We start from the raw sequence: 25,096 nt of genomic DNA on the forward strand, positions 1-25,096 counted from the left end.
GGCGTTGGGGGCCACCCGCCGGCCGGATGGCCCCCCCCGGGGGTGTGGGGCCCTCCGGGTTTTCCGGTAGCCGCGGGGAGGGGGGCTCCGTCCGCACCCGGCCGGTTGCGGACGGAGCCCCCGTAGCGCGTGCTCAGCGACCGCGCAGCGAGCGGTACTTGGCGACCAGCTCGGCGGTGGAGCTGTCCAGCTGCTCGGTGCCCTCGCCGGTCAGCAGCACCGGCTCGATCTTCTTCGCCAGTACCTTGCCGAGCTCGACGCCCCACTGGTCGAAGGAGTCGATGTTCCACACCGCGCCCTGGACGAACACCTTGTGCTCGTAGAGCGCGACCAGCTGGCCGAGCACCGAGGGGGTGAGCTCCGCCGCCAGCAGGGTGGTGGTGGGGTGGTTGCCCTTGAAGGTCTTGTGCGGCACCAGCTCGGCCGGCACGCCCTCGGCGGCGACCTCCTCCGGGGTCTTGCCGAAGGCCAGCGCCTGGGTCTGGGCGAAGAAGTTGGCCATCAGCAGGTCGTGCTGGGCGGCCAGCTCCGGCTCCAGCTCGGCGACCGGGTTGGCGAAGCCGATGAAGTCGGCCGGGATCACCTTGGTGCCCTGGTGCAGCAGCTGGTAGTAGGCGTGCTGGCCGTTGGTGCCGGGGGTGCCCCAGACCACCGGGCCGGTCTGCCAGGCGACCGGGTTGCCCTCGCGGTCCACCGACTTGCCGTTGGACTCCATGTCCAGCTGCTGGAGGTAGGCGGTGAAGCGGGACAGGTAGTGCGAGTAGGGCAGCACCGCGTGCGCCTGGGCGTCGAAGAACGCGCCGTACCAGACGCCGAGCAGGCCGAGCAGCAGCGGCACGTTCTCGGCCGCCGGGGCGGTCCGGAAGTGCTCGTCGACCAGGTGGAAGCCGTCCAGCATCTGCCGGAAGTTCTCCGGGCCGATGGCGATCATCAGCGACAGGCCGATCGCCGAGTCGTAGGAGTAGCGACCGCCGACCCAGTCCCAGAACTCGAACATGTTGGCCACGTCGATGCCGAAGTCGGCGACCCCGGCCGCGTTGGTGGAGAGCGCCACGAAGTGCTTGGCCACCGCCTCCTGCCCGGCGCCCAGCTGCGCCAGCAGCCAGCTGCGGGCCGAGGTGGCGTTGGTGACGGTCTCGATCGTGGTGAAGGTCTTGGAGGCCACGATGAAGAGCGTCTCGGCGGCGTCCAGGTCGCGGACCGCCTCGTGCAGGTCGGCGCCGTCCACGTTGGAGACGAAACGGACCGTCAGGTCCCGCTGGGCGAACGGGCGGAGCACCTCGTAGGCCATCGCCGGGCCGAGGTCGGAGCCGCCGATGCCGATGTTGACCACGTTCCTGATCCGCCGGCCGGTGTGGCCGGTCCACTCGCCGGAGCGGACCTTGTCGGAGAAGGCGGCCATCCTGTCGAGCACCGCGTGCACGGCCGGCACCACGTTCTCGCCGTCGACCAGCACCTCGGCGCCGCGCGGGGCGCGCAGCGCGGTGTGCAGGACGGCCCGGTCCTCGGTGGTGTTGATCTTCTCGCCGCGGAACATCGCGTCCCGCAGCCCGGCCACGTCGGTCGCCTCGGCCAGCTCGCGCAGCAGCTCCAGGGTCCGCCCGGTCACCAGCTGCTTGGAGTAGTCCACCAGCAGGTCGCCGACCGCCAGGGTGTGGCCGGCGCCGCGCTGCGGGTCGGCGGCGAACAGCTCGCGCAGGTGCGTCTCCCCGAACTCCTCCCGGTGCTTGGCCAGCGCCGCCCACTGCGGCAGCCGGTCCAGGGGGGTGCGGTTCTGCGCCGTCATCGCTTGCTCCTTGAGTATCCGGTTCTCGGTTACCGGCAGGGCCCTGCGAGAGGGTGGCGCGAGGTCCGGCGGTAGCTCTGGGGTGCGCCGACTCCGTTGACGGCCTGCCCGGGTCAGCCTACTTCGCCCGATGGGCCGTCAGGTTAAGCGCCACCAGCCGAGACGCGTACTCCGCCACCTCTTCCGGTACACCTACTTCCGCCGGGAGCGCAGGTCCAGACGCCGCATCACCTGGTCGGCGATCTCCGGGTCGCCGCCCGGCTCGCCCCGGGCCACCAGCACCTCGCGGCGGGAGGCGGCGATCATCTCCTGCTCCAGGTCGGCGGCCGAGCGCAGCTGCGCCCAGCGCTCGCGGGCCTCCTCCGCCTCCTCCTCGGCGTAGCGCTCCGGGCAGAGCCGGGCCAGCCGGTCGTGCTGGCGCTCCCGCAGCACCTCGACCACCTCGGGCTGCAGGTCGCGCTCCTCCTCCAGCTCGCCGAGCCTCACCAGCCCGGCCTTGGCGGCCCGCCACCACATGTGCTTGACGGCCTCCTCGTGCTCGTCGGTGCCGCCGCCCATGCCGAGCACCTTGACCACCAGAGGGAGCGTCAGGCCCTGCACCAGCAGGGTGAAGAGGACCACCGCGAAGGCCGCGATGACGATCTCGCTGCGCCCCGGGAAGTCACGCGGGATGGCCAGCGCCAGGGCGACCGTCGCCACCCCGCGCATGCCGGACCACCAGAGCACCACCGTCTCGCCGACGCTGACCGGGGTGTCCTCGTCGGCGTTGCTGACCCGTTTGGAGATCCAGGCGGCCGGCAGCAGCCAGGCCAGCCGGACCAGCACCACGGCGGCGATCACCCAGGCGGCGTCGCCCAGCATGCCGCGCCAGGCGTCGCCGACCTCGTTCAGCAGCGGTGCCAGCTCCAGGCCGATCAGGCCGAAGGCCACGCCGGTGACCAGGATCTCGACGATCTCCCAGAAGGCGTTGCCGACCAGCCGGTACGCCACGTCGTCGGCGTCCTGGGCCCGGTCGGCCAGGTAGAGCGCGCAGACCACCACCGAGAGCACCCCGGAGCCATGCAGCTCCTCGGCCAGCACGTAGGCGGCGAACGGCACCAGCAGGTTGAGCGCCACCTGCTGGGTCGGGTCGTCGAGCATCCCGGCCAGCTTGGCGTTCAGCCAGCCGAGGCCGGCCCCGACCACCACCGCGACCACCGCCGAGAGCACGAAGCGCAGCGCGATCCCCTCGGCCGACAGGTGTCCCTCGGTGACCGCCTCGACCGCCAGCGAGTAGATGACGATCGCGGTGACGTCGTTGAACAGGCCCTCGCTCTCCAGCACCGCGACCAGCCGCCGGGGCAGCCCGACGCTGCCGGCCACCGCCACGGCGGCCACCGGGTCGGGCGGCGAGACCAGGGCGCCGAGCGCGATCGCGGCGGCGATCGGGAGGGCGGGCAGCAGCCAGTGGAAGGTGCCGGCCACCACCGTGGTGGTGACGATCACCAGGCCGACCGCGAGCAGCAGGATCGAGCGGGCGTTGGCCTTGAAGTAGCGCACCGAGGAGCGCCGGGCCACCGCGAAGATCAGCGGTGGCAGCACCAGCGGCAGGATCAGCTCCGGATTGACCTCGATGTCCGGGACCTGCGGCACCAGCGCCAGCACCAGGCCGATCCCGGTCATCAGCACCGGCTGCGGCACCCGGGTGATCCGGGCCAGCGGGATGGTCACCACCGAGGCGAGCAGCACCAGGAAGAGCAGGCTGAGCTGTCCCACGGGGTGGCGTCCTCTCGGCGGGCGACGGGTCGGCGATCAGCATAAATCTGACAGTGCGACAGACGCGCGCGGCGCGCTCCCGGGTGGGCCTTGACTTCAAGTCCGCTTCATCTTCGAGAGTGGTGTCCTGACGGACCGTCCGGGCCGTCCGACCGCGAGGGGGATGCACGATGCTGGCCACACTGTTCCGGGAGCCCGGTGGACCCGAGGTGCTGGAGGTGACCGAGCTGCCGCTGCCGGCGCCCGGCCCCGGCGAGGTGCTGGTCCGGGTGGAGGCGGCCGGCATCCAGCCGGCCGACACCGCGATCCGCTCCGGCTGGGCGCCCCGGGGCGTGACGGTGGAGTACCCGGCCACCCCGGGCAACGAGTTCGCGGGCGTGGTGACGCGGCTCGGCGAGGGCGTCAACGGGTGGGCCACCGGGGACGAGGTGCTCGGCTTCCGGCTGCTGGGCTGCCACGCGCAGTACGTGGTGGTCCCGGCCGAGCAGGTGGTCGCCAGGCCGGCCGGGATGGACTGGGCCGAGGCCGGCTCGCTCTCCGCCTCCGGCCAGACCGCCCACGTGGCGCTCTCCGCCCTCGGCGTCACGGCCGGCGACACCGTCCTGGTGCACGCGGCGGCCGGCGGCGTCGGCTCGGTCGCCGTCCAGCTCGCCCGCGCCTGGGGCGCCACCGTGATCGGCACCGCGAGCGGGGCCAACCACGCCTACCTGCGCTCCCTCGGCGCGATCCCGGTCACCTACGGGGACGGCCTCGCCGACCGGGTCCGCGCGGTCGCCCCGCACGGCGTGGACGCCGCCCTCGACGCCGCCGGCCGCGACGCGCTCGTCCCCTCCCTGGCCCTGGTCCCCGACCGCACCCGGATCGGCACCATCGCCGACCCGGCCGCCGAGGGCCTGGGCGTCCGCTGGCTGTACGGCCCCCGCTCCGCCGCCCGCCTCGCCGAGCTCACCGCCCTCTGGGAGCAGGGCCGCCTGCGGCTCACCGTCTCGGCCGCCTTCCCGCTGGCCCGTGCCGCCGAGGCCCACCGCCTGGTGGAGGCCGGGCACGTGCGCGGCAAGGCGGTGATCCTCCCCTGGGCGGAGTGAATTTCCGATCCGGGCCGCTGACCGGGTAATGTTCTCTTCGTCAGCAGGCGCCGCTAGCTCAGTTGGTTAGAGCAGCTGACTCTTAATCAGCGGGTCCGGGGTTCGAGTCCCTGGCGGCGCACAGACAGCCGGAAGGCCCCTCACCCAGGTGAGGGGCCTTCCGGCGTTTCCGGGCCGGCGGGCACCGGGGCCGCACATCGCCGTTCGGTAACGAGAACGGGAACCGGAACAGCCCGGTCCCGTTCGTACGCAAAGATGCGCACACCGCATCCACCGAACACACCGAGGACCTTCACCCGTGAACCACCCGTACACCACACCGTCGGCGCCGTCCGCCCCGCGCAGCGGGAAGAACCGGTTGCTGCGGATCCTCCTGCTGGTCTTCCTTCCCCCGGTCGCGCTGGTGATGACCTGGCGCTCGCGCCGCCTGCACACCGTGCTGAAGGTGCTGCTGACCGTGTGGTGCCTGTTCATGACGCTGTTCTGGATCGCGGGGTTCACCGGCTCCGACCCGAAGAAGGACACCCCGGCGCCGGCCGTCACCACGACCGCACCGGCCACTCCCAGCCCGTCGCCCAGTCCGAGCGACACTCCGACGCCCACACCCACCCCCACACCCACGCCGAGCCCGACGCCCACGCCGACGCCGACGCCGGTCCTGACCCCCGTGGTGACTCCGTCGCCGGTGCCGACGCAGGAGAGCGCGGCTCCGATACCCGCGCCGACGCCTCCCCCCGTGGCGGAGAGCAAGCCTCCGGTCGTGGCCCCGCCCAGCAAGACCGCCGAGCCCGAGCCGAGCACGGCCCCGGAGTCCGCGTACTACAAGAACTGCACCGAGGCGAAGGCCGCCGGCGCGGCGCCGCTCCACCGTGGGGAGCCCGGCTACCGGCCGGCCCTCGACCGCGACGGCGACGGGGTCGCCTGCGAGAAGTGACCCGCTCCGGACAGCGGGCATGCGGAAGGCCCTCCGTCCTCGGACGGAGGGCCTCCGGTCGTGCTACGGCCAGTAGGCGTCGAAGTTCTTGGAGAACTCACGGGTGCCGTTGTACTGGTCCCAGTTGATGGACCAGGTCATCAGGCCGCGCAGGTCGGGCTGGGGGCCGCTGCGGGGGACGTAGCTGCCGCAGTTGGTGGCCTTGGTGAGGCAGTCGAGGGCCTTGTTGACCTCGGCCGGGGAGACGTAGCCGTTGCCCGCGTAGGTGTTGGCCGGCATGCCGATGGCGACCTGGGAGGCGGCCAGCGGCGGGAAGACGTTGTTGGCGTTGCCGGCCACCGGGAAGCCCTTGAGCAGCAGGTCGGTCATCGCGACGTGGAAGTCGGCGCCGCCCATCGAGTGGTACTGGTTGTCCAGGCCCATGATCGAGCCCGAGTTGTAGTCCTGGACGTGCAGCAGGGTGAGGTCGTTGCGCAGCGCGTGGATCACCGGCAGGTACGCACCCGCGCGCGGGTCCTGGCCGCCCCAGGGGCCCGAGCCGTAGTACTGGTAGCCGAGCTGGACGAAGAAGGTCTCCGGGGCCATGGTCAGGACGAAGTCCTTGCCGTACTTGGCCTTGAGGGTCTTCAGCGCGGAGATCAGGTTCACCACGACCGGGGTGGTCGGGTTCTTGAAGTCGTTGTCGCCGGTGGCCAGCGAGAGCGAGTGGCCCTCGAAGTCGATGTCGAGGCCGTTCAGGCCCCACCTGTCGATGATGGCCGAGACCGAGCTGACGAAGGTGTCGCGGGCGGCCGTGGTGGCGAGCTGGACCTGGCCGTTCTGGCCGCCGATCGAGATCAGCACCTTCTTGCCCTTGGCCTGCTTGGCGGCGATGGCCGCCTTGAAGTCGGCGTCCGACTCGACGCCGGGGCACTCGGTGGCCGGGCAGCGGTTGAACCGGATGTCGCCGGAGGTCACCGAGGTCGGCTCGCCGAAGGAGAGGTTGATGACGTCCCAGGAGTCCGGGATGTCGGCGACCTTGGTGTAGCCGGCGCCGTTGGCGAAGCTGGCGTGCAGGTAGCCGACCAGGGCGTGCTTGGGCAGGCCGACGGGCGGCGGCCCGGTCGGCGTGGGGGAGGTGGAGACCGAGGGGGACGGCGAGACCGACACCGACGGCGAGGGGGAGACCGAGACGGACGGGGACGGCGAGGCCGAGGTGGAGACCGAGGGGCTCGGGCTCGGGGCCCCGGGGCCGTCCAGCGAGAGGTCGTCGGCGTAGTAGGTGCCCTGGCCGTACCAGCCGTGGGTGTAGACGGTGGCGCTGGTCTGGCTCGCTCCGGTGGTGAAGGAGACCGAGAGCTTCTGGTAGGCACCGCCGGTGCCCGGGGTCCAGGTGGAGGCGGTGGTGCCGCCCTCGACGCCGAGGTAGACGTAGGAGCCCTTGAGCCAGCCGGAGAGCTGGTAGGTGGTGTTGGGCGCGACCTGGACGGTCTGCGCGCACTTGGCGGTGTCGCCGGCCGAGGCCGCGGCGGCCAGCGCCGAACTGCCGGTGCGGGCCTGGCTGCTGACGCTGCCGAGGCCGCCCGAGCAGCTCCACGGGGAGAGGCTGCCGGCCTCGAAGCCGCCGTTGGCCAGGAACTCGCCCGCGCTCGCGGACGGTGCCAGGGAGAAGGTGAGGGCGACGGCTCCGGCCGCCGCGGTGGCCCAGGCGGTCGCTCCGGCGACCAGCCTTCTGGTGGTACGGGGAGTGCGCATGTGGGGGACGCTCCTGCCTCGTTCTGTGGGGGTGTCCAACTCGGTGCAGGGGAGCCAGGATTGGACTGGACCACTGAGCGGCTCGGCCGCCCGGGTGTCAATGGTCCGGACCACCTGCCGGACACACCTGGTCACACTGGCAGGTGGAGCCGGGGCGCGGTGGCCCGCAGGGGACGGGGTGCCGACCCACCCGCACCCGAGGGCACGTCAGCCGGCCGCACCCGCCGTCGGGTTGCGGGTCCGGAGGGCCCACCGTTGCATGGGAGACGTGACCGCCGCCGGATACCTCCGCTTCCCGCACCTGCGCGGCGGCCTGCTGACCTTCACCGCCGAGGACGACGTCTGGGCCGCCCCGCTCGGCCCCGACGCCGGGACCGGCCGGGCCTGGCGGGTGAGCTGCGACCGGACCAGGGTCAGCCACCCGCGCCTGTCGCCGGACGGCTCCACGGTCGCCTGGACCAGCTGGCTGACCCTCACCCCCGAGGTGTGGAGCGCCCCTTCGGCGGGCGGCGAGCCGGCCACCCGGCTGACCCACTGGGGCAGCCAGGACACCCGGCTGCGCGGCTGGCTGCCGGACGGCGAACTGCTCGCGGTGACCTCGTACCACGAGCCGTTCGCCCACTACACCTGGGCCTGGGCGCTCCCGCCGGACGGCTCCCCGGGGCGGCGGATGCCCTGGGGGCCGGTCGGGGACGCGCAGCAGGACGGCGAGCACACCGTGCTGCTGACCGCCGCGGCACCGCACGAACCGTCAGCCTGGAAGCGCTACCGGGGCGGTGCCACCGGCCGGCTCTGGCTGGGCACCCGTCAGCTGCTGCCGGACCTGCCGGGCCACCTCGCCTCCCCGATGCCGGTCGGCGGCCGGATCGCCTTCCTGTCCGACCACGAGGGGGTGGGCAACCTCTACTCCTGCGCGCTCGACGGCACCGACCTGCGCCGGCACACCGACCACGCCTCCTACTACGCCCGCGAGGCGGCCACCGACGGCACCCGGATCGTCTACCAACACGCCGGTGACCTCTGGCTGTTGGAGAGCCTGGAGGCCCCGCACCCGTACCGGCTGGAGGTGCCGCTCGGCGGCTCCCGGACCGGCCGCCGCCCCTACCACGTACCGACGGCGGGTCAGGTCAAGGACCTGGCCTGCGACGCCACCGGGCGGGCGAGCGTGCTGACGATCCGGGGCAGCCTGTACTGGCTGGCGCACCGGGACGGCCCGGCCCGGGTGCTGGCGGACACCCCGGGAGTGCGGGCCCGGCTGCCGGTGGTGCTCGGCCCCGAGGGGCGGATCGCCTGGATCACCGACGCGGAGGGCGCCGACGCGGTGGAGATCGCACCACCACCCGGCCGGGCCGGTGCCGAGGAGCCGAACCGGCGGTTGGCGGCCGGGCGGCTGGGCCGGGTGATGGAGCTGACCGGCTCCCCGGACGGCCGCACCCTCGCGGTCGTCGCCTCGGACGGGCGGCTGCTGCTGGTCTCGGTGGCGGACGGCACGGTGACCGAGGTGACCGCGTCCCGGCACGGGCCGGTCGGCACCCCGGCGTTCTCCCCCGACTCGCAGTGGCTGGCCTGGGCGCAGCCGGTCGCGGGCCGCTCGCTGCGGTCGATCCAGCTGGCCCGGGTGGCGGACCCGGGGCACACCGTGGACGTGACCGGGGGCCGGTTCGAGGACGAGCACCCGGTCTTCACCCGGGACGGCCGCTTCCTGGTCTTCCTGTCCTGGCGCGGCTTCGACCCGGTGCACGACGTGCACACCGGGGACCTGTCCTTCCCGCTGGGCTGCCGCCCCTACCTGGTGCCGCTGGCGGCGGACACCCCGTCACCGTTCGCCGCCCCGGCCGAGGGCCGGCCTCCGGTCGGCCTGGACCCCGAACAGAGCGGCGGCGACGGCACGGTGACGGTGGACCGGCAGGGCCTCTCCACCCGGCTGGTGCCCTTCCCGGTGACGGCCTCCAAGTACTCGGCGACCGCCCCGGCCCGGGGCGGGGTGCTCTGGCTGCGCTGGCCGATCGCCGGAGCACTGGGCCAGACCTTCGCCAATCCGGCGGACACCTCGGGCCGCCCGGTGCTGGAGTACTTCGATCTGGCGCACGGCACCCGGACGACGGTGGCCGAGCAGGTCGAGGGCTACTCGGTGTCCGGGGACGGCCGCTCGGTGCTGGTGTTCTCCAACTCCACCCTCCGACTGCTCCAACTCCCCTCCGGTAGCCAGCCGTTGACGGTGGACCTGCGGCGGATCACGCACACCGTGCACCCGGCCGAGGAGTGGCGGCAGTCCTACCGGGAGGCGGCCCGGATCGTGCCGGACCAGTTCTGGGACGAGGGGATGTGCGGGCTCGACTGGCCCGAGCTGGTCGAGCAGTACGCCCCGCTGGTGGACCGGGTGGCCACCCCGGACGACTTCGCCGACCTGCTGCGGGAGCTGCTCGGCGAGCTGGGCACCTCGCACGCCTACGTCACCGCCGCCCGCCGCAGCGAGGGCCCGCTGCTGGCCCAGCAGCCGCTGGGCCTGCTCGGCGCGGACATCCACCGCGCCCCGGACGGCCGCTGGCTGGTGCACCGCATCCTGCCCGGCGAGTCCTCCGACCCGCGCGCCCGGGCCCCACTGGCGGGCTACGGGCTGCGCGACGGCGACGAGTTGACCGCCGTCGGCGGCCGGTCCCCCGATCCGGTGCGCGGCCCGGCCCCACTGCTGGCCGGCGCCGGGAGCACCACGGTGGAGCTGAGCTTCCGTTCGGCCGCCGACGGCACCGAACGCCGGATCGCGGTGACGCCGCTGACCGACGAACGGCCGATCCGCTACCAGGACTGGGTGACCAAACGGCGTGAGCTGGTCCGGGAGTTGAGCGACGGCCGGTGCGGGTACCTGCACATCCCGGACCTCGGTGGCTCGGGCTGGGCCCAGTTCAACCGCGACCTGCGGCGCGAACTCGACCACCCCGCCGTGGTGTTGGACGTCCGGGGGAACGCCGGCGGGAACGTCTCCGAGCTGGTCCTGGAGAAGCTCAACCGCCGGGTGCTGGCCTGGGACCACGCGCGCGGCCGGCTGCCGGTGCGGTACCCGCGCGACGCGCCGCGCGGCCCGCTGGTGGCGCTGGCCGACCACGCCACCAGCTCGGACGGGGACGTGATCATCGCCGCCATCCGGCTGCTCGGCCTCGGCCCGGTGGTCGGCACCCGGACCTGGGGCGGGGTGGTCGGCATGACGGGCCGTCACACACTGGGGGACGGCACCCAGATCTCGGTGCCGAAGAACGCCTCCTGGTTCACCGACGGCATCGGCTGGTCGGTGGAGAACCACGGGGTGGCGCCGGACGTCACGGTGGTCCGGGGCCCGCACGAGTGGGCGGCCCACCTGCACACCGAACTGGAGGCCGCCGTCCGCCTCGCCCTCGACCTGCTGGCCGCCCGCCCCGCCGCCACTCCCCCGCCCCCGGGCACCCCCCGCCCCGACCTGCGGCGGCCCCCGCTCCCGCCGCGCTGAGCGCCGACGGCCGAGGACTCAGGGCTCAGGGCTCAGGGCTCAGGGCTCAGAGCTCAGGGCTCAGGGCTCAGGGCTCAGGGCTCAGGGCTCACAGCTCAGGGCTCACAGCTCAGAGCCAGTTGCAGCGACCCAGGGGCGCGAGGAACTGCGCGAGTCGGAAGGCGGCTCACCGGCAACTGACCCACCATCAGCCAGTTGCCGGTGCTGCCTTTCCAGCCCGCGCAGTTCCTCGCGCCCCTGGGTCGCTGCCCTGCCGAAAGCGCTGCCGTTCCAGCTGCCCTACCGAAAGCGCTGCCCTGCCGGAGGCGCTGCCCCGGGGATCAGTCCCAGGGGTCGCCCTCGGCGGTCATCTGGTCGGCCGCGCGGCGGTCGTCGTCGGTGAGCTCGGCCCGCTGCATCGCGCTGCGCTGCGGGGTGTCGGCGAAGGCGTCGGCGGTCTCGTCGTGGGCGATCCGCTGACGTTCGCCCGGGTCCTGCGTCTCCTGGGCCTTGTGCCGGAGCCGGTCCAGAATGCCCATGGTCTCCTCCTCGGTCGGTCCGCACTGCCACCGTACGCCGCTGCGTGTGCGGACGGCTCCCGGAGAGTGAGCCTTTGGTCCTGCCGAAGTACGTGCCAAGGCCCGTAGCCGCCTCATCCGCCGCCGACGGAGGGTGGAGCTGTCAGCCGCCTCCGGCAGCGTCGCCGGGGCGCCACGCAGCACTCGTCCCCCGAGGTGAGCGAGATGGCCCGCAAGCAGTCCGCAGCGTCCGAGACCCCCACGCCGACCGGTGCCGCCAGAGCGGTGGACGCCCTGGTGGCGAACGGGCAGCGGGCCCTGCGCGAGTACGCGGACTTCACCCAGGAGCAGGTCGACCACATCGTCAAGAAGGCCTCGCTCGCCGCGCTGGCCGCACACACCCGGCTGGCCGTGATGGCGGTCGAGGAGACCGGGCGCGGGGTGTTCGAGGACAAGGCCGTGAAGAACATCTTCGCGTGCGAGCACGTCACCCATTCGATGGCCGGCATGAAGACCGTGGGCGTGGTCCGCCGGGACGAGATCGACGGGATCGTGGAGATCGCCGAGCCGGTCGGCGTGGTCGCCGGGGTCACCCCGGTCACCAACCCGACCTCGACCACCATCTTCAAGGCGCTGGTCGCGCTGAAGACCCGCAACCCGATCGTCTTCGGCTTCCACCCCTCCGCCCAGGGCTGCTCCGCCGAGGCGGCCCGGATCGTCCGGGACGCGGCGGTCGAGGCCGGGGCGCCGGCCCACTGCGTGCAGTGGATCGAGGAGCCCTCGATGGAGGCCACCGGGGCGCTGATGAACCACCCGGGCGTGGCCACCATCCTGGCGACCGGCGGGAACGCGATGGTCAAGGCGGCCTACTCCTGCGGCAAGCCGGCCCTCGGCGTCGGCGCGGGGAACGTGCCCGCGTACATCGAGAGGAGCGCCGACCTCCGACGGGCCGTCAACGACGTGGTGGTCTCCAAGTCCTTCGACAACGGCATGATCTGCGCCTCCGAGCAGGCGGTGATCCTGGACCGGGAGATCCGCGAGGAGGCGCTGGCCGAGTTCGGCAAGCTCAAGGCGTATCTGGCCACCGAGGCGGAGAAGTCGCTGCTGGAGCAGTACGTGTTCGGCGTCGGCGAGGAGCGCAACTGCGCGGGGGCCAAGCTGAACGCGGCGGTGGTCGGCCGTTCGCCGGAGCAGATCGCCGAGGCGGCCGGCTTCGCGGTGCCGCCCGGCACCTCGGTGATCCTGGTCGAGGCCGGGTCGGTCGGGCCGCAGGAGCCGCTGACCCGGGAGAAGCTCTGCCCGGTGCTGGCGGTGCTGACCGCCGAGTCGCGGGCGGACGGGCTGCGGCTGGCCACCGAGATGGTGGAGTTCCACGGCCTGGGCCACTCGGCCGCCGTGCACACCGAGGACGCGGCCTTCGCCGAGGAGTTCGGACACGCCGTCAAGGCCTGCCGGGTGATCTGGAACGCGCCGAGCTCGCAGGGCGGCATCGGCGACGTCTACAACGCCTTCATGCCCTCGCTGACCCTGGGCTGCGGCTCCTACGGGGCCAACTCGGTCTCCGGGAACGTGACCGCGCTCAACCTGGTGAACATCAAGCGGATCGGGCGGCGGAACACCAACATGCAGTGGTTCAAGATCCCGCCGAAGGTGTTCTTCGAGCGCAACTCGATCAAGTACCTGGCCGACATGCGCGGAGTCCGCAAGGCGGTCGTGGTGACCGACCGGACCATGGTGGAGATCGGCCACCTGGAGCGGATCCGGGAGGTGCTGGCGCGCCGTCAGGAGCCGGTCGAGCTGCGGGTGATCGACTTCGTCGAGCCCAACCCGTCGATCGACACGGTCGAGAAGGGCGCCGAGCTGATGCGCGGCTTCCGGCCGGACACCATCATCGCGCTCGGCGGCGGCTCGCCGATGGACGCGGCCAAGGTGATGTGGCTGATGTACGAGCACCCGGAGACGGTCTTCGCGGACCTGAAGGAGAAGTTCTTCGACATCCGCAAGCGCGCCTTCACCTTCCCGGACCTGGGCGAGCAGGCCAAGCTGGTCTGCATCCCGACCACCTCGGGCACCGGCTCGGAGGTCACCCCGTTCGCGGTGATCACCGACTCGGCGACCGGCCAGAAGTACCCGCTGGCGGACTACGCGCTGACCCCGAGCGTGGCGATCTGCGACCCGGCGCTCACCACCCACCTGCCGAAGGACGTCACCGCCGACTCCGGCTTCGACGCGCTGACGCACTGCATCGAGACCTACGTCTCGGTCTACGCCAACGACTTCACCGACGGGCTGGCGCTGCAGGGCATCCGGCTGATCTTCGAGAACCTGGAGCAGGCCGTGGTGGACGGGCCGAACAGCCCCGTCGCCCGGGAGAAGATGCACAACGCCGGGACCATCGCCGGCATGGCCTTCGGCTCCGCCTTCCTCGGCGTGGTGCACGCGATGGCGCACACCCTGGGCGCCACCTTCCACGTGGCGCACGGCCGGACCAACGCGATCCTGCTGCCGCACGCGATCCGCTACAACGGCGCGGCCCCGGCCAAGGTGACCAGCTGGCCCAAGTACCGGGCGTACGTGGCCCCGGAGCGCTTCCAGCAGATCGCCCGGACGCTCGGCCTGCCGGCCGCCACCCCCGAGCAGGGCGTGGAGTCGCTGGCGCTGGCGGTGGAGGAGCTGCGGGCGAAGGTGGGCATCCCGGACTCCTTCAAGGGAGCGGGTGTCGACGAGGCGGCCTTCCTGGCGGCCCTGCCGCAGCAGGCGATGTACGCCTACGAGGACCAGTGCGCCCCGGCCAACCCGCGGATGCCGATGCTGGCCGACATGGAGCAGCTGATGAAGCAGGCGTACTACGGCGACCGGTTCTGAGACCAAAGGTCCAAGGTCCCTACGAATCAGGACTTTCCGAGCCCATGTGACTTTGTGAATGGATTCACAATGTATGCGTAGGGCTCGGAACCCAAGAGCGGGAGCAGCAGACATGAGCACCCAGCAGATCGAGAAGACGGCCACCGGCGACGCCTGGGAGGGCTTCAAGGGCGGCCTGTGGCGGGACGCCATCGACGTCCGCGACTTCATCCAGCAGAACTACACCCCCTACCTGGGCGACAGCTCGTTCCTGGCCGGGCCCACCGAGCGGACCACCGCCGTGTGGAAGGCGATCACCGACCGCTTCCCCGAGGAGCGTGCCAAGGGCGTCTACGACGTCGCGCACGACATCCCCTCGACCATCACCGCGCACGCCCCGGGCTGGATCGACCGGGACAAGGACCTGATCGTCGGCCTGCAGACCGACGCCCCGCTGAAGCGGGCGATCATGCCCAACGGCGGCTGGCGGATGGTGGCCGGCGCGCTGGAGACCTACGGCTACCCGGTCGACCCGGGCCTGGAGAAGGTCTTCACCGAGTACCGCAAGACCCACAACGCCGGGGTCTTCGACGCCTACACCCCCGAGATCCGGGCCGCCCGCAAGGCCGGCATCGTCACCGGCCTCCCGGACGCCTACGGGCGCGGCCGGATCATCGGCGACTACCGCCGGGTCGCGCTCTACGGGGTGGACCGGCTGATCGCGGCCAAGCTGGCCGAGAAGGCCGAGCTGGACGCCGCGCCGAGCGACCCGGCGCGGCTGGAGGAGACCATCCGCGAGCGCGAGGAACTCGCCGAGCAGATCCGGTCGTTGGGCGAGCTCAAGCAGATGGCGGCCTCCTACGGCTACGACATCGCGGGCCCGGCCACGACCGGCCGCGAGGCGATCCAGTGGCTGTACTTCGCCTACCTGGCCGCCGTGAAGGAGCAGAACGGCGCGGCCATGTCGCTCGGCCGCACCTCCACCTTCGTCGACGTCTACCTCCAACGGGACATCGAGAACGGGGTGTTGACGGAGGAGCAGGCCCAGGAGCTGGTGGACGACTTCATCGTCAAGCTGCGGATCGTGCGCTTCCTGCGCACCCCCGAGTACGACGAGCTGTTCTCCGGCGACCCGACCTGGGTCACCGAGTCGATCGGCGGGGTCGGCGAGGACGGCCGCCCGCTGGTGACCCGCACCTCGTTCCGCTACCTGCAGACCCTGTACAACCTCGGCCCGGCCCCCGAGCCGAACATGACGGTCTTCTGGTCACCGCAACTCCCGCAGGGATTCAAGGAGTTCTGCGCCCAGGTGTCGATCGACACCTCCAGCGTGCAGTACGAGTCGGACGAGCTGATGCGCCCGCGGTTCGGCGACGACACCGCGATCGCCTGCTGCGTCTCGGCGATGGCGGTCGGCAAGCAGATGCAGTTCTTCGGCGCCCGGGTGAACCTGGCCAAGACCCTGCTCTACGCGGTCAACGGCGGCCGGGACGAGAAGTCCGGCGCCCAGGTCGGCCCGCAGACCGGCCCGATCACCTCCGAGGTGCTCGACTACGACGAGGTTCTGGAGCGCTTCGACCGGCAGATGGAGTGGCTGGCCGAGACCTACGTGCACGCGCTCAACGTCATCCACTACATGCACGACAAGTACGCCTACGAGCGGATCGAGATGGCGCTGCACGACCGCGCGGTGCGCCGCACCATGGCCTGCGGCATCGCCGGCCTCGCGGTCGCCGCCGACTCCCTGTCGGCGATCAAGCACGCCAGGGTCACGCCCGTCCGGGACGAGACCGGCCTGGTCACCGACTACCTGATCGAGGGCGACTACCCGGCCTACGGGAACAACGACGACCGGGTGGACCAGATCGCGGTACGGCTGGTCGAGGAGTTCATGAAGAAGGTGCGCAAGCACCCGACCTACCGGAACGCCGAGCACACCCAGTCGGTGCTGACCATCACCTCGAACGTGGTCTACGGCAAGAAGACCGGCAACACCCCCGACGGCCGCCGGGCCGGCGAGCCGTTCTCCCCCGGGGCCAACCCGATGAACGGCCGGGACGCCCACGGCTACGTGGCCAGCGCGCTCTCCGTCGCCAAGCTGCCCTACGGGGACGCCGAGGACGGCATCTCGCTGACCAACACCGTCACCCCCGACGCGCTCGGCCGCACCCCCGAGGAGCGGGTCAGGAACCTCGCGGGCGTCCTCGACGGCTACACCGCCTCCGACGGCTTCCACATGAACGTCAACGTGCTCAACCGCGACACCCTGCTGGACGCCATGGAGCACCCGGAGAACTACCCGCAGCTGACCATCCGGGTGAGCGGATACGCCGTCAACTTCGTCCGGCTGACCCGCGAGCAGCAGCTCGACGTGCTCAACCGCACCTTCCACGGCTCGCTGTAGCCCCACCCACGCCCGGAGTGCGGCGCCGGTCCCCGACCGTTCCGGCGCCGCCTCCGGGAGGAACCCACCAGGAGGTCCTGCCATGACCGTCATGCTCGGTACCGACATCCCGCTCGCCCCGCCGGCCGCCACCCCCTCGAGCGTCGGCCCCGCGACCGGCACCCCGTCGGCCGGCTCGCCGCTGCTCGGGTCGGTGCACTCCTGGGACCTCTCCACCGGGGTGGACGGCCCCGGCACCCGCTTCGTCACCTTCCTGGCCGGCTGCCCGCTCACCTGCCTCTACTGCCACAACCCCGACACCATGAAGATGCGCAACGGCAAGCGCACCGAGGTGGACGCGGTGGTGGCCGAGGCCGCGAAGTACACCACCTTCATCCGGGCCTCCGGCGGCGGCGCCACCGTGAGCGGCGGCGAGCCGCTGCTCCAACCCGCCTTCGCCGGCGAGCTGTTCCACCGCTTCAAGCACGAACTCGGCCTGCACACCGCGCTGGACACCTCCGGCTTCCTGGGTGCCCGGGCCACCGACGAGCTGCTGGCCGACGTCGACCTGGTGCTGCTGGACATCAAGTCCTGGGACCGCGAGCTCTACCGCAGGGTCACCGGGCGGCCGTTGGAACCGACCCTGGACTTCGCCCGGCGCCTCGCCGACCTGGGCAAGGAGGTCTGGGTCCGGTTCGTGCTGGTGCCCGGGCTGACCGACCCGGTGGAGAACGTCGAGGGAGTGGCCGGCTTCGCCGCCGCGCTGGGCAACGTCTCCCGGGTCGACGTGCTGCCCTTCCACAAGCTGGGGGCCGCCAAGTACGAGGCCCTGGGCCAGGACTTCGTGCTGGCCGACACCCCCTCCCCCACCCCGGAGCAGGTGGCCGCCGCGCGCGGCGTCTTCACCGGGCACGGCCTGAACGCCATCTGAGCGCCACTCACCAGAGGAGCCCGCCATGACCACCGCAGTGCCGCGCCGCCGCCGCAGGGCCGACGAACCCGACGAGCACCCCGGCCGCCCGCGCCGGGTGGTCGGGCCGGTGCCCGCGATGGACGGCCGGACCCCGGCCGCGCACGACCTGCTGCTGCTGCACTGCCCGTCCTCGCTGCGCCGCACCGTCTCCGGCGGCGAGCCGCTCCCCACCTGGGCCCGCACCCTGCTGCGCGGCAACCCCTGGGTCACCGTCCGCCGCGCCCCCGCCATCGCCGGGCTGTCCCCCGCCCGCATCCGCTGCACCCGGGACACCACACCCACCGCCGAGACCTGGCTCCCGGTCGCCCTGCACGGCCCCCGCCCGGACCAGCGGGTGACCGCCTACGCCCCGCGCTCCGCCGTCGCGGTGACCCTGGCCCCCGAGCAACTCCCGGGCCGGCTCGCCCAGTTGCCCGAGGCCCGGCAGAGCGGCATCCCCGCCCTGGCCGCCCTCGCCGAGGCCGGCGCGGCGGTCGAGAGCTACAACCTCAGCTGGGGTCCGATCGGCGCCGTCGGCTGCGAACTCGCCACCGGCGTCCCGGCGGTCTCCGCCGATAGCCCGCTCCGCCTGCTGCTGCGCAGCCCGCTCCCGTTCAGCCGCCGGGACGCCCTGCTGCTCCGCCGCCGCCTGCGCAAGCTCCCGGTCTGGGTCGACGCCGAGCTGGAGACCCGCCACGGCGCCGTCTCGCTCGCCGAGTACTCCACCTCCCCGCAGTTCCTCACCCTGCACACCCCGGACGGCCCGAGGCTGGTCGGCGACCCGTGGTTCCCCGGCCACCTGCGCAGCGCCTGAGGCGAGTTCAGGATCCTTTCGTGACCGCACCGTGTCGCCGGCCGGTCAGACTGGCCGGATGCGACGTGGCTGGGGAGCATGCGGGTGTGCTGTCCCCCTGGTGGTACTGGGCCTGCTGGTGGCGTTCCTGGTGCAGTGCTCGCGGCCGTACGACCCTCCGGACGTCCGGAAGGTCGCCCGCTCCGAAGCGGTGAGGGCGGCCCGAGCGGTGGCCGTGCCCCGGCTCGACCGCCTGCTGGAGGACTTCGCCGACACCCTGCCGGGCGCCGAGGTCCTGGGGGACGACGTGGACGACCGGTGCGGCACCTCCCCGGGCGCGTTCGGCGGCTACTCCAGGCCCACCTGCGAACGATGGGTGACCCGCTACCTGGCGGTGGCCGGCACCCTGCGCGATCCGGGGCTCGGCTGGCCCGACGCCCTGGATCGGCGGGGCTGGGTGCGGGTGACGCAGCCCCGACCGCCACAACTGCCCAGCCCGGCCCTCGAACCGGAGGTGCCGTACGCCCACACGGGGGTGAACCGGGCGCTGACGCACTGGTACCAGCCCGCCGGCCCTGAGGTGCTGGCGAACCCCCGGACCCCGGAGCCGTCCTCCCAGCGGGCTCGGGAGTTCAGCAGCTCCGAGGTGCTGGAGCGCCGCCCACTGCCGTTCCGGGAAGCCGTCGCACGGGCCGGCGCGACGGGGCGCCAACTGGTCTCGGTCCTGGCCGTGGTGCAGTACTACGACGCCGCCGCGCCCTCGCCCTCCGCACCACCACCGGCCGGTCCCGGCTGCCACAGCGGCAGCGGGCGGTGCAACTGACCGGGCCGCGGCTCAGGCGTGGTGGCAGGCCACCCCGGCGGTCAGCTGTGGGGTCTCCAGCTCGCACACCGGCCGCTTCTCCGCCGGGAGTTCGGCGTAGAGCGGGCAGCGGGTGCGGAAGGCGCAGCCGGTGTGGCGCTCGGTCGGGGACGGCGGGTCGCCGGGGAGCAGGGTGCGGCTCCGGGCCCGTTCGGCTGCGGGGTCGGGGAGCGGGACGGCGGAGCGCAGGGCCCGGGTGTAGGGGTGGCGGGGGTGGTCGAGCACCTCGGTGACGGTGCCCTGCTCGACGGTCCGGCCCAGGTACATCACGCTGACCCGGTCGCAGAGGTGGCGGATCACCGAGAGGTCGTGCGAGACGAAGAGGTAGGCCAGGCCGAGCTCGGCCTTGAGCTGCTGGAGCAGGTTGAGCACGCCGGCCTGGACGGAGACGTCGAGGGCGGAGACCGGCTCGTCGAGAACGAGGAGCTTCGGCGAGACGGCGAGGGCGCGGGCGATCGAGATCCGCTGCCGCTGGCCGCCGGAGAACTGGTGCGGGTAGCGGGTGGCGTGGGCCGGGTCCAGGCCGACCTGGAGGAGCAGCTCCGGGATCCGACGGGCGATCAGCTCGCGCGGGGCGCGCTGGGCGAGCAGCGGTTCGGCGATGATGTCGCCGACCGGCTGGCGCGGGTCCAGGCTGGCCATCGGGTCCTGGAACACGATCTGCACCTCGCCGCGCAGACGGTGGGCGTCGGCCTGGGAAAGGGTGGCGGTGTCACGGCCGAGCAGCTCGATCCGGCCGGCCTCGGGGGCGGCCAGGCCGAGCAGTTCGAAGAGCGTGGTGGACTTGCCGGAGCCGGATTCGCCGACCAGGCCGAGGGTCTCACCGCGCCGCAGGTCCAGCTCCACCCCGTCGACCGCGTGCACCGAGCCGATCCGGCGCTTGAAGACGGTGCCCTTGAGGACCGGGAAGGTCTTGGTCAGACCGGTGACGGTGAGCACCGGCTCGCGCTGCTCACGCGGCGTCAGGTCCGGTACGGGCAGCGGCGGGACGGGGTAGACCTCGTGCGGGGCCGGGCGGGTGGCGGCCAGGAAGTCGGAGCGCAGGCAGGCGGACAGGTGGTCGCCGGCCCCGGTCTCGTCCGCCGCCCCGTCCCCAGCGCCGTCCCGGCTGTCCCTGCTGTCCCTGCTGTCCCGGCCGCTCCCGGCGGCCACCGCGGCGACGTCGGCCGCGTCGGCCACGGGGAGCAGGGCGGGCTCCTCCGTCCGGCAGCGGTCCTCGACCAGCGGGCAGCGGTCGGCGAACGGGCAGCCGCCGCCCAGCGTGCCGGGGGCCGGCGGGTGGCCGGGGATCGGCACCAGCGCGCCCCGGGCGCCGTCCAGCCGGGGCACCGCACCGATCAGGCCGAGCGTGTAGGGGTGGCGGGGGTGGGCGAACAGCTCGTCCACCGGGGCGGTCTCCACCACCCGGCCCGCGTACATCACCGCGACCCGGTCGGCCATCCCGGCGATCACCCCGAGGTCGTGGCTGACCAGTACCAGGGCGGCGCCGGTCTCCCGCTGGGCGGTGCGCAGCACCTCCAGCACCTGGGCCTGGATGGTGACGTCCAGGGCGGTGGTGGGCTCGTCGGCGAGCAGGATGTCCGGGTCGTTGGCGATCGCCATGGCGATCATCGCGCGCTGGCGCATGCCGCCGGAGAACTCGTGCGGGAAGGAGTCCAGGGCCCGGCGCGGGTCCGGGATGCCGACCAGGTCGAGCAGGTCGGCCGCCCGGCTGCGGGCGGCGGCCCGGTCCACCGTGCGGTGCACCCGGATCGCCTCGACGATCTGGTCGCCGATCCGGTAGACGGGGGTGAAGGCGGACAGCGGGTCCTGGAAGACCATCGCCACCTTGTCCCCGCGCAGCCCGGCCAGCTCCCTGCCGCGCAGGCCGACCAGTTCGCGGCCCTCCAGCCGGACCGAGCCGCTGACCCGGGCGGCCCCGGGCAGCAGGCCGAGCACGGCCAGCGCGGTGACCGACTTGCCGGAGCCGGATTCGCCGACGATCCCGAGGGTCTCCCCGCGACGCAGCGTCAGGTCGACGCCCCGGACGGCCGGCTGGGCGCCGAAGTCGACCGCCAGGTCCGAGACTTCGAGCAGGGGGGCGGCGTTCACGAGGAGCTCCGGGAGGTGGGGTCGAGGGCGTCCCGCAGGCCGTCGCCGATCAGGTTGACCGCGAGCACGAAGAGCACCAGCAGGCCGGCCGCGAAGTAGAACAGCCAGGGGAAGACCGGGGCCTGGTCGGTGCCGGCCGCCAGCAGGGTGCCGAGCGAGACGTCGGGGGCGCGGACGCCGAAGCCGAAGTAGGAGAGCGCGGCCTCGCTCATCACGGCGCCTCCGACGGTGATGGTGGCGTCGGTGATCAGGAAGGAGGCGACGTTCGGCAGCACGTGGCGCAGGATGATCCGCAGCGGGTGGACGCCCATGAAGCGGGCGGCCCGGACGAACTCGCGCTCGCGCAGCGAGCGGGTCATCGAGCGGACCACCCGGGCGGTGATCATCCAGTTGAAGGCGGCCAGCAGCACCACGAAGGCGATCCAGCCGGAGCCCTTCAGTCGGGGCGAGATGATGGTGATGATCAGGAAGCTGGGGAAGACCAGCATCAGGTCCACCAGGAAGGTCAGGCAGCGGTCCGTCCAGCCGCCGAAGTAGCCGGCGCAGGCGCCGACCAGCCCGGCCAGCACGGTGGAGAAGACCGCCACCAGCAGGCCGATCACCAGCGACTTCTGCAGGCCCCGGACGGTCTGCGCGAAGACGTCCTGCCCCAGCCCGTTGGTGCCGAACCAGTGCTGGCCGGAGGGTGGTTGGCGCAGCGCGGTGTAGTCCGGGGCGGCGTAGTCCCAGGGCGTCAGGTAGGGGCCGACGAAGGCCAGCAGGAAGAGCAGCAGCACCGTGACGGCACCGATCAGCACGCCCCGGGCGGCCAGCAGCCGGCGCAGCACCAGCCGCGACCGGCCGGCGGCGGGGGCGGGGTCGGCCGGTCCGGCCGGGGTGAGCGGGAGCACGGCTGTCATCAGGACCTGACCCGGGGGTCGAGGGCGGCGGTGAGCAGGTCGGCCAGGAAGCCGGAGGCCAGCACCACCACGGCGGCGAACAGGTTGACCGCGACCACCGAGTTGATGTCCTGCTCGTTGATCGCCTGGATGAACCACTCCCCCATGCCGTGCCAGCCGAAGATGGTCTCGGTGAAGGCGGCGCCGGTGAAGATGCCCAGGAAGCTGTAGGCGAACATCGTGGTCATCGGGATGATCGCGGTCCGCAGCCCGTGCTTGAGCAGCGCCTGACGCCTGGTCAGGCCCTTGGCCTCGGCGGTGCGCAGGTAGTCGGAGCCGAGCACGTCCAGCATGGTGGCGCGCTGGTAGCGGCTGTAGACGGCCAGGCCGCCGAGGGCCAGCGAGAGGGTGGGCAGCAGCAGGTGCAGGCCCCAGTCGGCCAGGTGGGCGCCGATCCCGCCGGTCAGGCCGGGGGTCTCGTAGCCGGTGAACGGGATCACCTCGTGGCCGGCCGCGTCCTTGGCGGCGATCGCGCCGTTCTTCAGCAGCAGCGCCAGCAGGAAGACCGGGGTGGAGAGCAGCACGAACGAGGTGAGGGTCAACGCCCGGTCGGAGAAGCGGTACTGGCGCACCGCACCCCAGACCCCGACCGCGACGCCGAGCACCATGCCCAGCAGTGAGCCGACCAGCAGCAGCCGGAGCGAGACCCAGATCCGCCGCCCGAAGTCCTCGTTCACCGAGGTGTCGTGGATGGTCCGGCCGAGGTCGGCGTGGAGCACCAGCCCCTCGGCCCAGGTGCCGAAGCGCTCCACCACGGGGGTGCGGTCGTTGATGTTCAGCTCGGTCAGCTGCCGGTCCACCGAGGCGGCCGACGGGCGTGGCTGCTTGGCCTCGAAGTAGGCCCGGGGGCCGAGCGCGGCGCTGGAGAGCGCGTAGGCGAGGAAGACGGCGACGACCAGCAGCACGGCGTGGTAGCCGAGCCGCTTGGCTATGTAACGGATCACCGCTCATCACCGGAGCCGGGTCTCGGCACCGTGGACGACATGACGAACTACCTTCGTTCCGGGGTGGGTTGGATCAGTGTTCCAGCGCACTGCGAAGTGCACGTTGCCGCTGCATTGCGCCACGTGTCGTTCTGATCAGGTGTGGACGAGACCCCCTGGTAGAAGCCCTGATGCGCTGTTACGTTCTGCTGGCCGAACACCGACTTGGCTGCCCACGTTCAACTCCCGCCACACCTGGCGGCACCCAAAAAATCTCTTCTACGGGGGAACCCCATGGACTCCATCACCAACGCCCACCTGCGCCGGTTCGCCGTGCTCGCCGTCGCGGTGGCGCTCGCCGTCACCGGCTGCAGCTCCGCCGGCTCGGGCTCGGGCGGCGACGTGGCGAAGACCGTGGCGCCCACCCAGGACGCGGAGGACAACAACCCGCAGCCCCTGGACAGGATCAAGGACGGCGGCGAGTTCCGGCCCCCGCTGCAGCAGTGGATCACCCAGTGGAACCCGTACCAGGTGGACGGCCGGTACGGCGACGCGGTCGAGATCATGACCTACACCCAGGCTCAGCTGTTCCGCACCGACGCCAAGGGCGTCTTCAACCCGGTGCCGGAGTACCTGACCTCGGCCGAGGTGACCTCGAAGTCGCCCCAGGTGGTGACCTACAAGCTCAACCCGAAGGCCAAGTGGTCGGACGGCAAGCCGCTGAGCGCCGAGGACTTCAAGGCGGTCTGGAAGGCGTCGAACGGCAAGGACCCGGCGTACAACATCGCCGACTCCTCCGGCTACGAGCAGATCTCCGACGTGGCCCAGGGCGCGGATGCCCTGGAGGTCAAGGTCACCTTCGAGAAGCCGTACGCGGACTGGCAGAACCTCTTCAACCCGCTGCTGCCGGCGGCCGGCATCGCCACCCCGGACGCCTTCAACGACGGCTGGGTCGAGAAGATCCCGGTCTGGAGCGGCCCGTTCAAGATCGGCACCATCGACAAGACCGCGCAGACCATCACCCTGGTGCCCAACCCGGACTGGTGGGGCACGAAGCCCAAGCTGGACAAGATCACCTACCGGGTGCTGGCCAGCTCGGCGATCACCCAGGCGTTCCTGAACAACGAGGTGGACTACGCCTCGGCCGGCACCGCCACCGCCTACGGCCAGCTCAAGGACGCCAAGGACGGCGTGATCCGCACCGGCACCCCGTGGGACGAGGTGCACATCTCCTTCGGCGGCAACGGCGTGCTGGCCGACCGGACGGTGCGTCAGGCGCTCACCAAGGCGCTGGACCGCACCGCGCTGATCAAGATCGTGAACCAGGGCGTGCCGGTGGAGTTCAAGCCGCTGGACAACCACCTCTACATGACCAACCAGAGCGGCTACAAGAACAACTCCGGCGACTGGGCCAAGCCCGATCCGGCCAAGGCCAAGGAGCTGCTGGAGCAGGCCGGTTGGAAGGCGGCGGCGGACGGCCAGCCGCGCACCAAGGACGGCGCGCCGCTGGAGCTGCACTACGTGCTGACCGACGCCTCGGCCCAGGCCCAGATCGACATGGCCACCGCCGTGCAGTCGATGCTCCAGCAGGTCGGGGTGAAGCTCACCATCGACAAGGTGCCCAGCAAGGAGTACTTCGCCAAGTACATCAACCAGGGCAAGTTCGACCTGGCCAGCTGGCGGAACACCGGCTCCTTCCCGCTCTCCGCCGGTGTCGCCAACTTCCGCGCGCCGCAGGGCGACAACGTGTTCGGGAACTACTCCAAGCTGGCCACCCCGGAGATCGACACCCTGCTGCGCACCGCCGCCGGGACGCTGGACCGGGCCGAGGCGGACAAGCTCTACAACGAGGCCGACGCCAAGATCTGGGAGCTCGCGCACACCCTGGAGCTGTACCAGCGGCCGAGCATCGTCGCGGTCCGGAAGGGGCTGGCCAACTTCGGTGCCAGCAGCCTGGCCAGCACCGACATCACCAAGGTCGGCTGGGAGAAGTAGCCCACGGCGGCAGCCGCCCTCCGCGCACCGCCCGGCCCCTGAC

At 72.3% G+C, this 25,096-nt stretch carries 16 protein-coding genes and 1 tRNA gene; 10 read left to right on the plus strand and 7 right to left on the minus strand.

Annotated elements, in window-relative coordinates; translation table 11 throughout:
* Window positions 1-133: 133 nt before the first annotated feature.
* Together pgi and ACIRBX_RS38315 are read right to left on the minus strand one after the other, a co-directional pair.
* On the minus strand, window positions 134-1,786 hold the full coding sequence (gene pgi, locus ACIRBX_RS38310) for a glucose-6-phosphate isomerase (protein ID WP_402305127.1): 1,653 nt from the start codon (window positions 1,784-1,786) through the stop codon (window positions 134-136).
* A 192-nt stretch (window positions 1,787-1,978) separates the two neighbouring features.
* Window positions 1,979-3,541: a Na+/H+ antiporter gene (locus ACIRBX_RS38315; protein ID WP_402305129.1), complete on the minus strand. Its 1,563-nt coding sequence runs from the start codon at window positions 3,539-3,541 to the stop codon at window positions 1,979-1,981.
* A gap of 170 nt (window positions 3,542-3,711) precedes the next feature.
* On the opposite strand from ACIRBX_RS38315, the gene ACIRBX_RS38320 reads away from it, so the two are divergent.
* The 3 genes from ACIRBX_RS38320 (at window position 3,712) to ACIRBX_RS38330 (ending at window position 5,560) form a co-directional block, all read left to right on the plus strand.
* A complete protein-coding gene (locus tag ACIRBX_RS38320; RefSeq protein WP_402305131.1) occupies window positions 3,712-4,626 on the plus strand; it encodes an NADP-dependent oxidoreductase in 915 nt (304 codons plus the stop codon).
* A gap of 47 nt (window positions 4,627-4,673) precedes the next feature.
* Window positions 4,674-4,747 (plus strand) — tRNA-Lys (locus ACIRBX_RS38325).
* A 177-nt stretch (window positions 4,748-4,924) separates the two neighbouring features.
* Window positions 4,925-5,560 (plus strand): excalibur calcium-binding domain-containing protein, encoded by a 636-nt coding sequence (locus ACIRBX_RS38330; RefSeq protein WP_402305134.1) that lies wholly within the window; start codon window positions 4,925-4,927, stop codon window positions 5,558-5,560.
* A 63-nt stretch (window positions 5,561-5,623) separates the two neighbouring features.
* On the opposite strand, the gene ACIRBX_RS38335 is transcribed toward ACIRBX_RS38330, so the two are convergent.
* Window positions 5,624-7,294 carry a chitinase gene (locus tag ACIRBX_RS38335; RefSeq protein WP_402305136.1) on the minus strand — a complete coding sequence of 557 codons (1,671 nt, stop codon included), beginning with the start codon at window positions 7,292-7,294 and terminating at the stop codon, window positions 5,624-5,626.
* 259 nt (window positions 7,295-7,553) lie between these two features.
* On the opposite strand from ACIRBX_RS38335, the gene ACIRBX_RS38340 reads away from it, so the two are divergent.
* Window positions 7,554-10,775, plus strand: a complete 3,222-nt coding sequence (locus ACIRBX_RS38340) for a S41 family peptidase (RefSeq protein WP_402305138.1) — start codon at window positions 7,554-7,556, stop codon at window positions 10,773-10,775.
* 320 nt (window positions 10,776-11,095) lie between these two features.
* Here ACIRBX_RS38340 and ACIRBX_RS38345 read toward each other — a convergent pair whose 3' ends face one another.
* A complete protein-coding gene (locus ACIRBX_RS38345) occupies window positions 11,096-11,293 on the minus strand; it encodes a hypothetical protein (RefSeq protein ID WP_402305140.1) in 198 nt (65 codons plus the stop codon).
* Between the two features lie 204 nt (window positions 11,294-11,497).
* Here ACIRBX_RS38345 and adhE point away from each other — a divergent pair, with 204 nt between their 5' ends.
* From adhE to ACIRBX_RS38370, 5 genes are all read left to right on the plus strand, one after another.
* Window positions 11,498-14,137, plus strand: a complete 2,640-nt coding sequence (gene adhE / locus ACIRBX_RS38350) for a bifunctional acetaldehyde-CoA/alcohol dehydrogenase (RefSeq protein WP_402305142.1) — start codon at window positions 11,498-11,500, stop codon at window positions 14,135-14,137.
* 112 nt (window positions 14,138-14,249) lie between these two features.
* Complete coding sequence (gene pflB, locus ACIRBX_RS38355) at window positions 14,250-16,520, plus strand: formate C-acetyltransferase (RefSeq protein ID WP_402305145.1); 2,271 nt, start codon at window positions 14,250-14,252, stop codon at window positions 16,518-16,520.
* A gap of 82 nt (window positions 16,521-16,602) precedes the next feature.
* Window positions 16,603-17,430 carry a pyruvate formate-lyase-activating protein gene (gene pflA / locus ACIRBX_RS38360; protein WP_402305147.1) on the plus strand — a complete coding sequence of 276 codons (828 nt, stop codon included), beginning with the start codon at window positions 16,603-16,605 and terminating at the stop codon, window positions 17,428-17,430.
* Window positions 17,431-17,455: 25 nt separating this feature from the next.
* Complete coding sequence (locus ACIRBX_RS38365) at window positions 17,456-18,265, plus strand: phosphoribosyl-dephospho-CoA transferase MdcG domain-containing protein (protein ID WP_402305149.1); 810 nt, start codon at window positions 17,456-17,458, stop codon at window positions 18,263-18,265.
* 100 nt (window positions 18,266-18,365) lie between these two features.
* Entirely contained in the window at window positions 18,366-19,067 is a 702-nt protein-coding gene (locus ACIRBX_RS38370; protein ID WP_402305151.1) for a hypothetical protein, read from the plus strand.
* A 12-nt stretch (window positions 19,068-19,079) separates the two neighbouring features.
* Here the strand turns inward: ACIRBX_RS38370 and ACIRBX_RS38375 are convergent, their stop codons facing one another.
* Genes ACIRBX_RS38375 through ACIRBX_RS38385 form a run of 3 tightly spaced genes read right to left on the minus strand, consistent with a single transcriptional unit; the run spans window position 19,080 to window position 23,079 of the window.
* Entirely contained in the window at window positions 19,080-21,197 is a 2,118-nt protein-coding gene (locus tag ACIRBX_RS38375) for a dipeptide ABC transporter ATP-binding protein (RefSeq protein ID WP_402305153.1), read from the minus strand.
* Entirely contained in the window at window positions 21,194-22,096 is a 903-nt protein-coding gene (locus ACIRBX_RS38380; RefSeq protein WP_402305156.1) for an ABC transporter permease, read from the minus strand. Before ACIRBX_RS38380 ends, ACIRBX_RS38375 begins: the two co-directional genes overlap by 4 nt.
* Entirely contained in the window at window positions 22,096-23,079 is a 984-nt protein-coding gene (locus tag ACIRBX_RS38385) for an ABC transporter permease (RefSeq protein WP_402305158.1), read from the minus strand. The genes ACIRBX_RS38380 and ACIRBX_RS38385 overlap by 1 nt, the downstream gene beginning before the upstream one ends.
* 273 nt (window positions 23,080-23,352) lie before the next feature.
* Between ACIRBX_RS38385 and ACIRBX_RS38390 the strand changes: the two genes are divergently transcribed.
* Entirely contained in the window at window positions 23,353-25,053 is a 1,701-nt protein-coding gene (locus ACIRBX_RS38390; RefSeq protein WP_402305161.1) for an ABC transporter family substrate-binding protein, read from the plus strand.
* Window positions 25,054-25,096 lie beyond the last annotated feature (43 nt).

Source organism: Kitasatospora sp. NPDC096147 (assembly GCF_044763225.1).
Taxonomy (GTDB): Bacteria; Actinomycetota; Actinomycetes; order Streptomycetales; family Streptomycetaceae; genus Kitasatospora.

Excerpts from the sequence above, each read along its gene's own strand:
- ACIRBX_RS38340 (WP_402305138.1), top strand. The coding sequence starts at position 7,554 with ATGGGAGACGTGACCGCCGCCGGATACCTCCGCTTCCCGCACCTGCGC.
- adhE (WP_402305142.1), top strand. The coding sequence starts at position 11,498 with ATGGCCCGCAAGCAGTCCGCAGCGTCCGAGACCCCCACGCCGACCGGT.
- ACIRBX_RS38335 (WP_402305136.1), bottom strand. The coding sequence starts at position 7,294 with ATGCGCACTCCCCGTACCACCAGAAGGCTGGTCGCCGGAGCGACCGCC.
- ACIRBX_RS38320 (WP_402305131.1), top strand. The coding sequence starts at position 3,712 with ATGCTGGCCACACTGTTCCGGGAGCCCGGTGGACCCGAGGTGCTGGAG.
- pflB (WP_402305145.1), top strand. The coding sequence starts at position 14,250 with ATGAGCACCCAGCAGATCGAGAAGACGGCCACCGGCGACGCCTGGGAG.
- pgi (WP_402305127.1), bottom strand. The coding sequence starts at position 1,786 with ATGACGGCGCAGAACCGCACCCCCCTGGACCGGCTGCCGCAGTGGGCG.
- ACIRBX_RS38380 (WP_402305156.1), bottom strand. The coding sequence starts at position 22,096 with ATGACAGCCGTGCTCCCGCTCACCCCGGCCGGACCGGCCGACCCCGCC.
- ACIRBX_RS38365 (WP_402305149.1), top strand. The coding sequence starts at position 17,456 with ATGACCACCGCAGTGCCGCGCCGCCGCCGCAGGGCCGACGAACCCGAC.
- pflA (WP_402305147.1), top strand. The coding sequence starts at position 16,603 with ATGACCGTCATGCTCGGTACCGACATCCCGCTCGCCCCGCCGGCCGCC.
- ACIRBX_RS38390 (WP_402305161.1), top strand. The coding sequence starts at position 23,353 with ATGGACTCCATCACCAACGCCCACCTGCGCCGGTTCGCCGTGCTCGCC.
- ACIRBX_RS38345 (WP_402305140.1), bottom strand. The coding sequence starts at position 11,293 with ATGGGCATTCTGGACCGGCTCCGGCACAAGGCCCAGGAGACGCAGGAC.